Origin of the sequence: Virgisporangium ochraceum (assembly GCF_016863655.1) — a bacterium.
Taxonomy (GTDB): Bacteria; Actinomycetota; Actinomycetes; order Mycobacteriales; family Micromonosporaceae; genus Virgisporangium; species Virgisporangium ochraceum.
The window spans coordinates 37613-52414 of sequence record NZ_BOPH01000041.1; the positions used below are offsets into that span (position 1 = coordinate 37613).

Annotated in this window: 14 protein-coding genes; 9 read left to right on the forward strand and 5 right to left on the reverse strand. The window is 71.1% G+C overall.

Annotated elements, in window-relative coordinates; all coding sequences use genetic code 11:
* Positions 1-3: 3 nt before the first annotated feature.
* From Voc01_RS16760 to Voc01_RS16775, 4 genes are read left to right on the forward strand one after another with little or no spacing between them, the layout of a single operon-like run.
* A complete protein-coding gene (locus tag Voc01_RS16760) occupies positions 4-1515 on the forward strand; it encodes a carotenoid oxygenase family protein (protein ID WP_203928366.1) in 1512 nt (503 codons plus the stop codon).
* Positions 1516-2454, forward strand: a complete 939-nt coding sequence (locus tag Voc01_RS16765; RefSeq protein WP_203928367.1) for a winged helix-turn-helix transcriptional regulator — start codon at positions 1516-1518, stop codon at positions 2452-2454.
* Positions 2441-3841: an AMP-binding protein gene (locus Voc01_RS16770; RefSeq protein ID WP_203928368.1), complete on the forward strand. Its 1401-nt coding sequence runs from the start codon at positions 2441-2443 to the stop codon at positions 3839-3841. The genes Voc01_RS16765 and Voc01_RS16770 overlap by 14 nt, the downstream gene beginning before the upstream one ends.
* Positions 3838-4542, forward strand: a complete 705-nt coding sequence (locus tag Voc01_RS16775; protein WP_203928369.1) for a VOC family protein — start codon at positions 3838-3840, stop codon at positions 4540-4542. Before Voc01_RS16770 ends, Voc01_RS16775 begins: the two co-directional genes overlap by 4 nt.
* Here the strand turns inward: Voc01_RS16775 and Voc01_RS16780 are convergent.
* From Voc01_RS16780 to Voc01_RS16800, 5 genes are read right to left on the reverse strand one after another with little or no spacing between them, the layout of a single operon-like run.
* Positions 4533-6044: an AMP-binding protein gene (locus tag Voc01_RS16780; RefSeq protein ID WP_203928370.1), complete on the reverse strand. Its 1512-nt coding sequence runs from the start codon at positions 6042-6044 to the stop codon at positions 4533-4535. The two genes, Voc01_RS16775 and Voc01_RS16780, sit on opposite strands and share 10 nt — an antisense overlap.
* Positions 6026-7066: an NAD(P)H-dependent amine dehydrogenase family protein gene (locus tag Voc01_RS16785; protein ID WP_203928371.1), complete on the reverse strand. Its 1041-nt coding sequence runs from the start codon at positions 7064-7066 to the stop codon at positions 6026-6028. The genes Voc01_RS16780 and Voc01_RS16785 overlap by 19 nt, the downstream gene beginning before the upstream one ends.
* The gene (locus Voc01_RS16790) at positions 7066-7812 is read right to left on the reverse strand and encodes an SDR family oxidoreductase (RefSeq protein WP_203928372.1); all 747 of its coding nucleotides are present in this window, start codon (positions 7810-7812) and stop codon (positions 7066-7068) included. Before Voc01_RS16790 ends, Voc01_RS16785 begins: the two co-directional genes overlap by 1 nt.
* Positions 7809-8309 (reverse strand): nuclear transport factor 2 family protein, encoded by a 501-nt coding sequence (locus Voc01_RS16795; protein WP_203928373.1) that lies wholly within the window; start codon positions 8307-8309, stop codon positions 7809-7811. The genes Voc01_RS16790 and Voc01_RS16795 overlap by 4 nt, the downstream gene beginning before the upstream one ends.
* Positions 8309-9847 (reverse strand): long-chain-fatty-acid--CoA ligase, encoded by a 1539-nt coding sequence (locus tag Voc01_RS16800; RefSeq protein ID WP_203928374.1) that lies wholly within the window; start codon positions 9845-9847, stop codon positions 8309-8311. The genes Voc01_RS16795 and Voc01_RS16800 overlap by 1 nt, the downstream gene beginning before the upstream one ends.
* A 174-nt stretch (positions 9848-10021) precedes the next feature.
* Here Voc01_RS16800 and Voc01_RS16805 point away from each other — a divergent pair, with 174 nt between their 5' ends.
* The 5 genes from Voc01_RS16805 to Voc01_RS16825 are packed head-to-tail and all read left to right on the forward strand — an operon-like array spanning position 10022 to position 14796.
* Complete coding sequence (locus tag Voc01_RS16805) at positions 10022-10783, forward strand: ABC transporter ATP-binding protein (RefSeq protein ID WP_203928375.1); 762 nt, start codon at positions 10022-10024, stop codon at positions 10781-10783.
* Entirely contained in the window at positions 10780-11493 is a 714-nt protein-coding gene (locus Voc01_RS16810; RefSeq protein WP_203928376.1) for an ABC transporter ATP-binding protein, read from the forward strand. Before Voc01_RS16805 ends, Voc01_RS16810 begins: the two co-directional genes overlap by 4 nt.
* A 17-nt stretch (positions 11494-11510) precedes the next feature.
* A complete protein-coding gene (locus tag Voc01_RS16815) occupies positions 11511-12407 on the forward strand; it encodes a branched-chain amino acid ABC transporter permease (RefSeq protein ID WP_203928377.1) in 897 nt (298 codons plus the stop codon).
* Positions 12404-13495 (forward strand): branched-chain amino acid ABC transporter permease, encoded by a 1092-nt coding sequence (locus Voc01_RS16820; RefSeq protein WP_203928378.1) that lies wholly within the window; start codon positions 12404-12406, stop codon positions 13493-13495. Before Voc01_RS16815 ends, Voc01_RS16820 begins: the two co-directional genes overlap by 4 nt.
* Entirely contained in the window at positions 13492-14796 is a 1305-nt protein-coding gene (locus Voc01_RS16825) for an ABC transporter substrate-binding protein (protein WP_203928379.1), read from the forward strand. Before Voc01_RS16820 ends, Voc01_RS16825 begins: the two co-directional genes overlap by 4 nt.
* The last annotated feature ends 6 nt before the right edge of the window (positions 14797-14802 follow it).

The window sequence follows — 14802 nt, forward strand, 5'->3', positions numbered from 1 at the left end:
CACATGGACGTCGAACTGGTGGGCCACGCCCTGTCCACGCTGCCCGACGACGACGACCACCCGTACCGCACCGGCCCGTGGCAGCCGCAGACGAGCGAGTGGCGCGCCGACGACCTCACCGTGATCGGCGAGCTCCCGGCCGACCTCGACGGCGTGTACCTGCGCAACACGGAGAACCCGGTACATCCGGCGATCGCCGGGAGGTACCACCCGTTCGACGGTGACGGGATGATCCACGTCGTCGGCTTCCGTGACGGCAAGGCGTTCTACCGCAACCGGTTCGTGCGCACCGACGGCTTCCTCGCCGAGCAGGAGACGAAGGAGCCCCTGTGGGCGGGGCTCGCCGAGCCGCCGAAGAAGAGCCTGCGAGATGGATGGGGTGCGCGCGGCGGCCTCAAGGACTCCTCCAGCACCGACGTCGTGGTGCACGCGGGCGTGGCGCTGTCGACGTTCTACCAGTGCGGCGACGTCTACCGGCTCGACCCGTTGACGCTCGACACGCTCGGCAAGTCGGCGTGGACCCCGTCGACCTGGGGCGTCTCGGCGCACCCGAAGAGCGACGAGCACACCGGCGAGCTGCTGTTCTTCAACTACGGCAAGGAGGCGCCGTACCTGCACTACGGCGTCGTCGACGCCGACAACCACCTCGTGCACTACGTCGACGTCCCGTTGCCCGGGCCGCGCCTGCCGCACGACATGGCCTACACCGAGAACTACGCGATCCTGAACGACTGCCCGTTGTTCTGGGAGCCGGAGCTGCTGGAGAAGGGCGTCCACGCGGCGCGGTTCCACCCTGAGCTGCCGCTGCGCATCGGGGTGATCCCGCGGCGCGGCACCACGGAGCAGGTGCGCTGGTTCGAGGCGGAGTCGACGTACGTGCTGCACTTCGTCAACGCGTACGAGGAGGGCGACGAGATCGTCCTCGACGGGTTCTTCCAGGACGACCCGGAGCCGCAGGACCGCGGCGACGGCTCGTACTACCAGCGGATGTTCCGCTTCCTCGCGCTCGACCGGATGCAGTCGCGGCTGCACCGCTGGCGGCTGAACCTGAGGACCGGCGCGGTGAAGGAGGAGCGCCTGCGCGACCGCGTCACCGAGTTCGGCATGATCAACGGCAGGTTCGGCGGGCGGCGCAACCGGTACGCGTACGCGGCCACCGGCGTGCCGAGCTGGTTCCTGTTCAGCGGTCTGGTCAAGCACGACCTGGCGACCGGCACCGACGAGCACTACGCGTTCGGCGAGGGCGTGTACGGCAGCGAGACCGCGATGGCGCCACGTGTCGGGTCCACCGGCGAGGACGACGGCTACCTCGTTACGCTGACCACCGACATGAACGAGAACCGGTCCGAGTGCCTGGTGTTCGACGCGAAGCGGGTCGCTGACGGCCCGATCGCGCGCGTGCGGCTGCCCGAGCGGGTTTCCAGCGGCACCCACGCCACGTGGGCGGCCGGGTCGTCGATCCCGGGCTGGCGCACCGCCGACACGATGGGCCGGGCCCTGCGGATGGAGTCGTAGGTGTCGGATGAGCCCACTCTCCTGCCCGAGGGCGGTCAGAACGCCGTCGGGCAGTCGATCGGCCTCATCGGCGACGAGTGGACGCTCACGATCCTGCGCTACGCCACCGCGGGCGTGCGCCGGTACAACGACTTCCTCGACCAGCTGGCGATCTCGAACTCGGTGCTGACCAACCGGCTCACCCGGCTCGCCGACGCGGGTCTGCTGGAGAAGGTGGCCTACCAGGAGCGGCCGCCGCGGTTCGAGTACCGGCTCACCAAGCGCGGCCGAGACACGTGGCCGATCCTGCTGTCGATCTGGGCGTGGGAGGCGGCGTGGGTGCCCGAGCACGCCGAGCGGCTGCCGGCGATGCGCCACACCCGCTGCGGCAACACGTTCCAGCCGCTGCTGCTGTGCGCCGCCTGCCGCAAACCGGTGGAGCCGCGCGACGTCACCGGTGACTTCGGCCCGGCCGGCGGCTGGGAGCGCAGCGTCCCGGCGGCGACCACGCGCCGCCGCTCGTCCAGTGGCGGCGGAACGGCGCCGGGCCTGGTGCCGCAGACGATGGCGCTCATCGGCAACCGGTGGTCGGCCGCCCTGCTGGGCGCGGCGTTCCTGGGCGCGCACCGGTTCAAGGACTTCGAACGCAGCCTCGGCGCCCCGCCGACGATGGTGGCCGACCGGCTGCGCACGTTCTGCGAGCTCGAGGTGCTCGCCGTCGCGCCCGGGCTCGACCGCTCCGACTGGCAGAGCTACCACCTCACCGCGAAGGGTCGCGCGTTCTTCCCGGTCATCATGTGCACGCTCGACTGGGGTCACCGCTGGTTCAAGTCGCCGGAGGGGCGCGCGCTGATCTACCGGCACACCGAGTGCCGGCGCACGTTCACGCCCCGGCTGGCCTGCGACCAGTGCCGCGAACCGCTGCGCGGCAGCGACGTGTCGGTCGATGGCGCTCCGTGACCTCGTCCGCCGGCGCGACTCCGGGGTCGCGATCACCGGTGACGGGCGGTCGCTCACGTACGACGAACTGTGGCGGCGCGGCGACCTGGCGGCGTCGGCGCTCGGGGCGGTGCGCGGGCAGGTCGGGTACGTCGACCGCAACGGCACCGAGTTCTGGGAACTGTTCCTCGGCGCGGCGAAGGCCGGCGTCACGCTGGTCCCGTTGAACTTCCGCCTGTCCGCCGACGAGCTGGCCTGGATCTGTGCCGACGCCGGGATCACGCTCGTCGTGGCCGGGGAGGCGTTCGCGGCGTCGCTGCCGCCGTCGGTCGAGGTCGTCCGCGTCGGACGCGACTACGAGCGCTGGATCGCCTCGCCGTCTTCCGCCGTGCCGCGGGACGCGGGTCCCGCGCTGCTCATGTACTCCTCGGGCACGACGGGCCGGCCGAAGGGTGTCCGGATCGAGGCCGCGCAGTTGGCGTGGACGGTGGCCGCGTGCGGGTCGCGGTTCTCCGTGGACGGTGCGACGGTGAGCCTGGTTCCCACGCCGTACCACCATATCGCGGGCGCCGGCTGGTCGCTGGTCACGCTGGCGGCCGGCGGCACGATCGTGCAGAACCGGGAACCGACGCCCGACTCGATGCTGCGGCAGTTGGTCGAGCACCGTGCGACGCACGCCGCGATGGTTCCCTCGCTCATCCAGGCGATCGTCGACTCGCCCGCCGCGTCGGAGGTCTCCACGTTGCGGCACGTGGTGTACGGCGGTGCGCCGATCCCGCCGGCGCTGATGAAGCGGGCGACCGACGTGCTCGGCGCGCGGTTCCACCAGTCCTACGGACTCACCGAGACCACCGGGGTCGCCACGGTTCTCGCGCCGGAGGACCACTTCGTGGAGTCGCGGCTGCTGTCGGTGGGGCGACCGCTGCCGGGCATCGAGGTGTCCATCATGGACGGCACCGGCGAGGTGCTCGTGCGCGGGCCCAGCCTCACCTCGGGCTACTGGAACCGCGACTCCGACGACCTCTTCACCCCCGACGGTCGGCTGCGCACCGGCGACGCCGGCGTCCTCGACGACGGCGGCTACCTGTACCTCCGCGACCGGATCAAGGACATGATCATCTCCGGTGGCGAGAACGTGTACCCGGCCGAGGTGGAGAAGGTGCTCTCCGACCACCCGTCGGTGCTCGACGTGGCCGTCATCGGGACGCCGTCCGCGCGGTGGGGCGAGACCCCGCTGGCGGTGGTGGTGGCCTCCGCCCCTCTGGACGGCGCCTCCCTGATCGCGTGGTGCCGCGAGCGCATCGCGCACTTCAAGTGCCCCACGGAGGTGGTCTTCGTGGACGCGTTACCCCGCAACGCGAGCGGCAAGGTGCTCAAGCGTGTTCTCCGGGAAGGGAGACTCTCATGACCGACTGGGCGTTGCTGCGGCAGGTGGTGCTCGCCACCGGCGACATCGAGGGCGCCGGCGCTCTGGTGCGGGAGAAGTTCCGGCTGGGCAAGGGTTTCGCCGACCCGGAGCTGGACACGGTGGGCCTCGCCGACGACACGATGGCGCTCGCCGGCGGCTCGTACCTGGAGCTGGTGGCACCGTCGAGCGACGCGCCGATGGGCGCGGCCCTGTCGCGCTGGCTGGCGAAGACCGGTGGTGGCGGCTACGCCCTGTCGGTGCAGCACTCCGACGCCGAGGCCGCCCGCGACCGGGCGGTCGCCCTGGGCGTGCGGCTGGCCGCCGACCAGCGGGTGATGGGCCACCCGATCGTCCAGTTCCACCCCGCCGACGCCGGTCTCCTGCTGGAGCTCGACGGCATCGCCGACCCGGAGAAGTGGTTCTGGGACGGCATGGGCGTCGACCCGTCCCCGGACGCCCTGATCGACGACATCCTCCGCGTCGACGCCGGCGTCGCGGACCCGGCGTCGGCCACCGCGCTGTGGACCGAGATCCTCGGCTTCGGCCCGGTGGAGAAGCACACCTTCGACCTCGGCGGCCGCCTCGTGTATCTGGTCCCGAAGGCCGACCGTCCGCAGTGGACGATCACCCTGCGTCGCTCGCCGCTCGGCGGCGGCCTGACCGACGGCGACCTCCTCGGCGTGGAGCTGCGCTACGTGTAGCTCGACCGCAGGACGTGCTTGAGCAGCTTGCCGCTGGCGTTCCTCGGTAGCGCCTCCACCACGTGGACGGCCACCGGGCACTTGAAGTGGGCCAGCCGCTCGCGGCTCCACGCGATCAGTTCGGCTCCGTCGACGGTCGCGCCGGGGCGGGGGACCACCACCGCCACCGGGCTCTCGCCCCACCGCCGCGACGGCACGCCGACGACCGCCACCTCCGCCACCGCCGGGTGGCCGGTGAGGACGCTCTCGACCTCGGCCGGGTACACGTTCTCGCCGCCGCTGACGATCATGTCCTTGATGCGGTCGTGCAGGTAGAGGTAGCCGTCCCCGTCGAAGGAGCCGCCGTCGCCGGTGCGGACCCAGCCGTCGACGATCGTCGCCGCCGTCTCGGCCGGGCGCTGCCAGTAGCCGCGCATCACGTGCCCGCCGCCGATCAGCACCTCGCCGCGCCGGCCGGGCGGCAGCGGTTCGAGGGTGACCGGGTCGACGACCCTGACCTCGACGCCGGGCATCGGGCGGCCGACAGACCGCAGCCGCGCCTCCACGAAGTGGTCCTCGGGCCACAGGACCGTGACACCACCGGTCGACTCGGTGAGCCCGTAGGACTGGATGAACCGGCAGCCGAACACCTCGGTCGCCTGCCGGATCACCGGTAACGGGATCGGCATCGCGCCGTAGACGAGGTACTTCAGCGCCGACCAGTCGGTCTCGTGGGTGCGGGGCAGGTTCAGGAGGATCTGCAGGATCGTCGGCACCACTGCGGCGTGCGACACGCGCCGTTCGGACAGCAGCGTGACGAGCCCGTCGTGGTCGGTGGCGGTCTCGAGCAGCAGCGCGGCGCCGTTGAGGTTGGCGACGAGGGCCAGCCCCAGCCCGGAGATGTGGAAGTACGGGATCGGCGCCATCGCCACCGAGTCGGTGGTGAGCTCCATGTCGTAGTGCATGGTGGCCAGCGCCTGGCCGAGGTTGTCGCCGCTGAGCATGATGCCCTTGGGCAGCCCGGTCGTGCCGGACGTGTAGAAGATGACCGCGGTGTCGTCCGGGCCGCGGGGTACCAGCGGGTCCACTGTGGACGCGTCGGCGAACCAGCCGTCACCGGTCAATGACCCGGGGGCCAGGGCCGGATCGTCGACCACCACGACCGCGGGGGCGGCGTCGGCGAGGATGGCGGCGATCTCCGGGGGAGCGAGGCGGTTGTTCACCGCGGTCGCGATCGCGCCGGCCTTGGTGGCGCCGTAGAGCACCTCCAGGAACACGGGCGAGTTGGCGCCGATGTACGCCACCCGGTCGCCGGGTTCGACGCCGCGGGCGATCAGCGCGTTGGCGACCTGGGTGGAGCGCCGGTCGAGGTCGGCGAACGTGGTGGTGCGATCCGGCTCGATCATCGCGGTGAGGCCGGGGGTCGCGGCCGCGCGGCGGCGGATGATGTCGGCGACGCCGAGCACCCGCGACCCGTCGGGATGCCGGGCGAAGATGTCGCGGCTCACGATCGCGCCGTCCACGGGCCGAACACCGGCGGCTCGAAGATGCCCGGCGGCGCCGCGACCACCGCGGGGATCGCGCGGATCACGGGGCCGGCGGTGACGTACTGCGCCGCGGTCGTGCGCACCCCCGGCTCGTCGGGCTCGACCAGGTTGAGCGTCATCACCACATTCGGGCGGCCGGTCATCCGGACCGTCCAGTGGTCGCGGCCGGCGTAGCGGGGCAGGGTCGGGTCCATCGTCCAGATGATGGCGAGTGTCAGGAACCGTGCACCGTCGACGATCCCGTGCCAGCGCCACTCCGTGGCCACGACCGTGCCGGCCCGGATCACGCCGGCCGACACCGTCAGATCCGAGGAGGCCACCTCCAGGTGGTGGTCGGGCTCGACCCGGTCGAACGTGACGCCCATGCGGTCGGCCATGAACCGCAGCGTCTCCAGGTACAACTGTCCGAAGAGGACGGGCAGCGCACCGCCGGACAGGTCCACGGTGGACGGATCCGACCCCAGCCCCAGCACGGTGAACGCGAACTCCGGGTCGGGCATGCCGCTGGCGTCGAGCACCTCGTCGATCTCGATCCGGTCGAGTGAGACCGCCACGCCGGAGAGCGCGAGCGCGAGCCGTTCGCCGACGACGCCCGGGCTGATGCCCACGCCGTAGAGAGTGGCGCCGCCGTCGAGGGCGGCCTGCCGGAACATCTCGTGACGGGAGGCGCCGTGCGCCTTCGGGTAGTGGTGACCGGTGGTCGTGACGACGTTCTTGCCCGAGCGCAGCAGCCGGCAGATGTCCTCGTCGTGGTGCTGGTACGCCAGTTGCAGGCGCGGGGTGTGGAGCACCACGTCGGCGTCGAGCGCGAGGATCTCCTCGACGTCGCGGGTCGCGGTGACGCCGGTGAGTGGGCGCCGCGCGATGTCGCCCGCGTCGCGGCCCTCCTTCTTCGCGCCGTACACGTACAGGCCGACCAGGTCGAGGTCGGGGGAGTCGAGCACCGCGCGCAGGCACGTCCTGCCGATCGCGCCGGTGGCCCACTGGACGACCCGCATCAGCCACGCCCCGTGCGCAGCTGCGCCTTGTGCACCAGCCTCCCCAGCCCGCGCTGGTAGCCGACCGGATCGCGGGCCAGCCGGGCCCGGGCGTCGACGGCCATCCAGTCGGTATCGGCGACCCACTCGCCCTTGCGCACGGCCTTGAGCCCGGCGACGGCGATGTCGCGCGGTTTCTCCTTGTGACCGTCGACGTGCGACGCCATGCGGGTGTCGACCGAGCCGACGATGAGCGCGGTGACCTGCGTGCCCTGCGGTTCGAGCTCGGCCCGCGTGATCCCCGACAGGAACAGCGCGGCCGCCTTCGACGGCGAGTACCCGCCCATGAACGCGGTCGGCACGATGCCCGCCACCGACAGCACGTTGACGATGTGGCCGCCGCCGTTGGCGCCGAGGACGGGCGCGAACGCCCGGGTCGTCGCGAGCGGCCCGAAGTAGTTCACCTCCATCTCGCGTCGTGCCTCGTCGACCTCGTCGGTGACGACGAGCCGCGTGTTGGCGAAGTACCCGGCGTTGTTGACGAGCAGCGTGACGTCCGTGCACCGCGCGGCCGCCGCGGAAACGGAAGCGGAGTCGGTGACGTCGAGCCCGATCGGCACCGCGCCGGGAGTGTGAACGTCGGAGGGGTCGCGGCTCGCCGCGTACACGAAGGCGCCCTGCGCCAGCAGCTCCTCCACGAACGCCTGCCCGATGCCCCGGTTGCCGCCGGTCACCAGCGCGACGGTGCCCTCGAACAGCCCCGTCACGGCTTGTACACCGGGTCGTCCGGGAACTTCGCGCCGCGCACCAGCACCGAGGTGTCGGGCGCCAGCAGGCCGAAGATCCAGCCCTCGTTGGTGCTCATGTCGTGGTTCCACTCCCAGAGAAGACGACGGTGCCGCACTCCCCAACGACCGTCGACCCGTTCGAACACGTCGACCATCCGGGCGACGGTCAGCGTGTCGCCGGCGCGCACCCGGGCGAACGCGGTGACGTAGCACTCGACGTCGGCCCGGTCGCCGTCGAGGTCGATGAGGACGTTGCTGAGCACGTGCGTGGTCACCGACCGGGGATGCGTCAGGGTCCGGGCGATGCTGTCCACATAGGACTCGGCGGGTCCACTGTAGACACCGCCGTGCTCCTCGACCGCGCCCGGCAGGTAGCAGGCGCGCAACGTGTCGAGGTCGCCACGGTCGACCGCGCGCATGTACCGGGTGAGGTTCTCGGTGATCTCCTGCTTGTCGAGCAGGTCCCGCAGCGACATCAGCCGATCCTCCGTTCGTGCCCGGCCCACAGCGGCTCGCGCAGCACCCGCCGGAGCACCTTCCCGGACGCGTTGCGCGGCAACGCCTCCACGACGGTCACCGACACCGGGCACTTGTAGTGGGCCAGCCGGTCGCGGCACCAGGCGACCAGCTCATCCCCGTCCACTGTGGACCCGGGCTCCGGCACCACCACCGCGACCGGCGACTCGCCCCACCGCTGGGAGGGCGCGCCGACGACCGCCACCTCGGCCACCGCGGGATGCTGGACGAGCACCCGCTCCACCTCGGCCGGGTAGACGTTCTCGCCACCCGACACGATCATGTCCTTGGCGCGGTCGACCAGGTACAGGAACCCGGCCCCGTCGAGGTAGCCGACGTCGCCGGTGCGCAGCCACCCGTCGGGCAGCAGGCTGTGCGCGGTCTCCTCGGGCCGGTTCCAGTACCCGGCCATCACCTGGGGCGACCGGATCAGCACCTCGCCCGGCGACCCGGTGGGCAGATCGTCCAGTGTGGACGGATCGACGACCCGCAGCTCGCTGCCGGGATCGGCGACCCCGCACGAGCGCAGCAGCTCCGTCTCCCCGGCGAGCGCCCGCTCGTGCACCTCCGGCGAGAGGAACGTGGCGCCGCCGGCGACCTCGGTGAGCCCGTACGACTGCTCCATCGCGACCCCGAGCCGCTTCGTCGCCTCGGTGAGCAGCGGTACCGAGATCGGCGCGGAACCGTAGAGGATCAGCCGCAGGCTCGACAGGTCGGCCCCGTCGAGCCCCGGGCTGCGCAGCACGATGTCGATGAGCGCGGGCACCAGCACCGCGACCCGCACCTTCTCGCCGGCGATCATCGGCAGCAGCGCGGCCGGCCCGGCGTCGCGCACCTGCGTGATGGTGGCGCCCTGGCGCAGGCTGTGCACCGCCCACGCGAACCCGAGCACGTGGAAGTACGGCGACACGTTCAGCGAGGAGTCGCCCGGGTCGAGCTGCCACCGGCGCCGCGCCACGTCGAGCATCGAGTGCAGGTTGCGGTTGCGGACCATCACACCCTTGGGCAGGCCCGTCGTGCCCGAGGAGTAGAGCAGGCACGCCAGGTCGTCGGGACCGGTCGAGTGGCCGGGGTCGTCCGCCGGTTGCGCGTCGAGCCACTCGTCGTAGTCGCGATCGAAGACGAGCCGCCGCCGGATCGGGGACGGCAGAGCTTCGCCCAGCAACGCCACCTGCGGCTGCTCGCCGAACAGGACGACGGCCCCCGAATCGGTCAGCACGGCCGCGAGTTCGGGGCCGGCCAGGCGGAAGTTCACCGGCACGGGCACCGCACCGGCCTTCGACACGCCCGCGACGATGTCGAGCACATCGGTGCGGTTGAGCCCGACGTAGGCGACCCGGTCGCCCGGCTGCACGCCCAGTGCAACAAGTCCGGACGCGACCCGGTTGGAACGTTCGTCGATCTCGCCGAAGGTGGAACGCCTGCCCTGGCCCGAAACCGCCACGGCGTCGGGCCGCACGCGGCCCGCCTCCCTGACGACGTCAGCAATCGAGAACACCGTCGACCTCCCTGGGGTGGGTGGCCAACACGCTACAACTACCGGAGTGACTTCGAAAGTCCTTTGTGTCGGCCAGTTTGCGATCGGATGACGGGCCATTGACGGGTCACTCCGATTGTTGTAGTAAAGCGAGTAGCACCGTCAACTGAAGTATGAACCGAGCGGAGGCGCTGGATGACCCTCACCGTCGAGGATGTCCACATCCAGTTCGGCGGGGTCCGTGCCCTCGACGGCATCTCGTTCACGGTCGAGCCGGGCGAGATCTGCGGGCTCATCGGTCCGAACGGCGCCGGCAAGACCACGTTGTTCAACTGCATCACCCGCATCTACCAGCCCACCTCGGGCGCGATCCGGTTCGGTGACACCGATCTGCTGCGCGTGCCCCGGTACCGCATCGTGCGGCACGGCATCGCCCGCACGTTCCAGAACCTGGCGCTGTTCCCGTCGTTGACGGTGCTCGACAACACCGTCGCCGGCGCCCACACGCGACGGACCGCGCACCTCGCGAGCGCGCTGGTCGGCTGGCCCACCACCCGCGGGCACCACCGCACCCTGCGTGCCGAGGCCTGGGACATCCTGGTCGCGCTCGACCTCGCCGACGTCGCGCACCGCCCGGCGCACGGTCTGCCGTTCGGCACGCTGAAACGGGTGGAACTGGCGCGGGCGCTGGCCGCCCGGCCGCGCCTGCTGCTCCTCGACGAGCCCGCCGGCGGCCTCACCCACGCCGAGGTGCACGACCTGGGCGAGCTCATCCGGCGCGTGCGTACCGAGTACGACCTCTCGGCGCTGCTGGTCGAGCACCACATGGGCCTGGTGATGGGCATCTGCGACCACGTCGTCGCGATGGACTCCGGCCGGAAGATCGCCGACGGCGTGCCCGCGGACGTGCAGCAGGACGAGGCCGTTGCCACCGCGTACCTGGGGAAGGCCGCATGAGTCCCCTGCTGGCCGTCGAGCGCCTCATGGCCGGCTACGGTCAGGCCCGCGTCCTGCACGGCATCGACCTCCACGTCGACGAGCGTGAGGTCGTCGTCGTCCTCGGCGCCAACGGCGCGGGCAAGACGACCCTGATGCGCGCGATCTCGGGCCTGCTCCCGAGCACGGGCAGCATCCGCTTCGCCGGCGCCGAGATCGGCAGCCACCGTCCGGAGAAGGTGGTCGCGGCGGGCGTGAGCCTCGTGCCGCAGGGCCGCGGGACGTTCAGCGCGCTGACGGTCCTGGAGAACCTGCGCATCGGCGCGGCCGTGCGCCGCGACGCGGCCGGCATCACGGCGGACCTCGAGCACTGGTTCGACGTGTTCCCGGTGCTGAACGAGCGCAAGGCACAGGTGGCCGGCACGCTCTCCGGAGGCGAGCAGCAGATGCTCGCGGTCGCCCGCGCGCTGATGAGCCGCCCGAAGCTGCTGCTGTGCGACGAGATCAGCCTCGGCCTCGCGCCGAAGGTGGTCGCCGACCTGTTCGCGGTGCTCGGGCGCATCAACGCCGAGTCCGGCACCGCGCTGCTGCTCGTCGAGCAGAACGCCGACCTGGCGCTGGCGCTGGCGAACCGGGTCTACCTGCTCGAGGTCGGCCGGGTCGCGAGCACCGGTGGGGCGGACGAGTTCCGCGACAACGACGCGGTCCGCCGCGCCTACCTCGGTTACTAGGCACGGGAGGACACGACGTGTCGCTGCTGCTCGACCGGGTCTTCGACGGGGTCACCAACGGGTGCGTGTACGCGGTGATGGCGCTCGCGCTCGTCATCGTGTTCCGCGGGTCCGGCACCATCAACTTCGCGCAGGGCGAGCTGGCGCTGTTCACCACGTACCTCGCGTGGTGGCTGACGACGCTCGGCACACCGATCTGGGTCGGCCTGCTCGCGGCCGCCGCGGCCGGGCTGGCGCTCGGTGCCGGCGTCGAGCGGCTGCTGATCCGCCCGGTGCGCCGGCGCAACGACATGGCCGTGCTCATCGTCTGTCTCGGGTTGTTCACCGCGCTGAACGCGTTGTGCGGCCTGTTGTGGAACTCCGAGACCAAGGTGATGCCCAGCATCTTCCCGAACGACCTCGACGACTACGTCGGCGTCGGCGGCGCCCGCCTGTACTACGACGGGCTCGGCGTGTGGCTGCTCGTGCTCGTCGTCGTCGCCCTGATGTTCCTGCTCTTCAACCGCACGAAGCTCGGCCTGCACATGCGGGCGGTGGCCAGCAACGCCGAGTCGGCGGCGCTGTCGGGCGTGAAGACCGGCCGGGTGCTGATGTTCGGCTGGGGCGTGTCCGGCGCGATCGGCGCGGTCGCCGGGGTGCTCATCACCCCGCTCGCGCCGACCCAATTGGGCCTGCAGACGATGTTCCCGATCCTCATCTACGCCTCGGCGGCGGCGCTGTTCGGCGGGCTCGACAGCCCGCTCGGCGCGGTGGTCGCCGGGCTCGCGCTCGGCGTCGCGCAGCAGCTCATCATGGGCTACGTCGGCTTCATCGGCGACACCCTCCCGCAGACGGCGGCGCTGACCATCATCGTGGCCGTGCTCGTGCTGCGCCCCAACGGTCTGTTCGGCACCAGGCAGTTGGAGCGCGTGTGATCATCGAACGTGGGACCTGGACGCACCGCGCGCTCGTCGTCGCGACCGGCGTAGCCGTCGCGCTGGTGCTGCTGTGGATGTCGGGGCTGGCGCCGTTCCGGGTCAACCAGCTCACCAACGTGTTCATCTACGCGATCGCCATCACCGGGCTGAACCTCGCGACCGGGTACACCGGGCTGCTGTCCATCGGGCACAGCGCGTTCTTCGGGCTCGGCGCCTACACCACCGGCGTGCTCGTGATGCGCTACGGCTGGGACCCGCTGTACACGATCGGGCCGGCGCTGGTGCTGTGCTTCGTGGTCGGGTTCGTCATCGGCCTGCCGGCGCTGCGGATCCGCGGGCTGTACCTCGCGCTGGTGACGCTCGCCGTCGGCGTCGCGTTCCCGGAACTGGTGCGCCGCTTCGAGGAGCTCACCGGCGGCGCCCGCGGCCTGGTGATCCGCCGCCGGCTGCTCAACCCCCCGGAGTGGACCGGGCTGCGGCCGGGCCAGCGCGACCTCTGGATGTTCTGGCTGTCCATCGTGGTCCTTCTGCTCGTGCTCCTGCTGGTGCACAACCTCGTACGCAGCCGTGCCGGCCTCGCGATGATCGCCACCCGCGACAACGAGATCGCCGCGGCCGCGTCGGGCATCCGCGTCGCCGCCGTGAAGACGTCGGTGTTCGGGCTGTCGGGAGCCGTCACCGGGCTTGCCGGCTGCCTGTTCGCCATGTATCTCGCCGCCCTGTCACCGGACGGCTCCTTCACCCTGCTCAAGTCCATCGAGTTCATCACCGGGCTGGTCATCGGCGGCGCCGCGACCCGCATCGGACCCATCGTCGGCGCCTTCGCGGTGGTGTACATCCCGTACCTCACCGCGAACCTCAACCCATCGAACGTCAGCCAGGGGCAGCTTTCGGGCGTCCTCTTCGGGCTGGCCCTGATCCTGATCATCTTCCTGATGCCCGATGGGCTCGTCGGCGGGATCAGCCGTCTCGCCGGCCGGATCGTGCGGATCCGACCGGCCGACCCCGGTAAACCCCCGGACGCACCGCCACCCCAGGTGCTCGAACCTGCCGGTGCGTCCGCGGCACGAGGAGAAACCACATGAAACGTCCGTTGGCGTACCTCGCGGCGGTCCTTGCCGCGGCGACCGTTCTGTCCGCCTGCAACTCCAACTCCAACGACGACACCGACGACGGCGGCGACACCGCGGCCGCCTCGGGTGCCTGGAAGGCGCCCGTCGACGACTGCGACGACCCCGACGCCGCCACGAAGAAGATCTCCGGCACGCTGAAGGTCGGCTGGAGCGCCGCCCTGTCCGGTCCGCTCGCCGGCGCCGTCGGCGCGGTGCTGCAGGGCATGAAGGACCGGTTCGCGGTCGAGAACGAGGCCGGCGGCGTCAGCGGTGTCAAGCTCGAGGTGGTCACCCGCGACGACGCGTTCGACCCGGCCAAGGCGAAGGCGAACATCGGGCAGCTCATCCAGAGCGACAAGGTGAACGTGATCGACGTGTTCGGCTCCGGCCAGCTCGACGCGGTCGCCGACGACCAGAACGCCGCGTGCGTGCCGCTGCTGTTCGCGCAGTCGGGCGTGCCGACGTTCCGCGACGTGAAGAACTTCCCGTGGACCACGCAGTACCTTCCGTCCGCCGACGTGGAGGGTGCGTTCGGCGTGGAGCTGCTGAAGCAGAAGTACCCGAACGGCGCCAAGGTGGCCCTCGCGATCAACCAGACCGAGAGCGGCAAGGGCCTCGCCGACGGCTACAAGAAGGCGTTGCAGGGCACCAACTTCACGATCGTGAAGGAGGCGTCGCTGGCCGACCCGGCCGCCGCCGCGTCCACGCTGTCGGCCAGCGGTGCGCAGGTCCTCATCAACGCGGCCGTCACCACCGACTGCCCGGCGCTGTCGACGGCGGTCGGCCGCACCGGCTGGAAGCCCGAGACGTTCATCCAGCCGTCGAACTGCGTCGACGGCCGCACCCTGTACGCGCCGGCCGGTGCCGCCGCCGACGGTCAGCTCGTACCGGTGTGGCTGAAGAACCCGGCGAGCCCGCTGTACGCCGACGACGCCGCGGTGAAGGACTACCTGGAGAAGCTGAAGAAGCTCAACAACCCGGCGCCGACCAACAGCTACACGGTCAACGGCTGGGTCATCGGCGACATGATGATCGACGTGTTCAAGAAGGCCGCCGCATCATCCTCCGGACTGAGCCACGCCGGAATCATCGAAGCGGCCCGGGTTCAGGAGTACCAACCGCCGATGTTCATCGACGGCATCAAGTGGAGGATGCAACCCAACGCGCCGCTGGGCATCCTCGCGTTCCGCACGTTCCAGTGGAACGCCGCCGAGCAGCAGTTCAAGCCGTCCGGCGATGTCATCGACATCTCCGGCAAGTACCTGACGAAGTAGGGGAGG

Excerpts from the sequence above, each read along its gene's own strand:
- Voc01_RS16785 (WP_203928371.1), bottom strand. The coding sequence starts at position 7,066 with ATGCGGGTCGTCCAGTGGGCCACCGGCGCGATCGGCAGGACGTGCCTG.
- Voc01_RS16795 (WP_203928373.1), bottom strand. The coding sequence starts at position 8,309 with ATGTCGCTGCGGGACCTGCTCGACAAGCAGGAGATCACCGAGAACCTC.
- Voc01_RS16805 (WP_203928375.1), top strand. The coding sequence starts at position 10,022 with ATGACCCTCACCGTCGAGGATGTCCACATCCAGTTCGGCGGGGTCCGT.
- Voc01_RS16775 (WP_203928369.1), top strand. The coding sequence starts at position 3,838 with ATGACCGACTGGGCGTTGCTGCGGCAGGTGGTGCTCGCCACCGGCGAC.
- Voc01_RS16760 (WP_203928366.1), top strand. The coding sequence starts at position 4 with ATGGACGTCGAACTGGTGGGCCACGCCCTGTCCACGCTGCCCGACGAC.
- Voc01_RS16770 (WP_203928368.1), top strand. The coding sequence starts at position 2,441 with ATGGCGCTCCGTGACCTCGTCCGCCGGCGCGACTCCGGGGTCGCGATC.
- Voc01_RS16825 (WP_203928379.1), top strand. The coding sequence starts at position 13,492 with ATGAAACGTCCGTTGGCGTACCTCGCGGCGGTCCTTGCCGCGGCGACC.
- Voc01_RS16810 (WP_203928376.1), top strand. The coding sequence starts at position 10,780 with ATGAGTCCCCTGCTGGCCGTCGAGCGCCTCATGGCCGGCTACGGTCAG.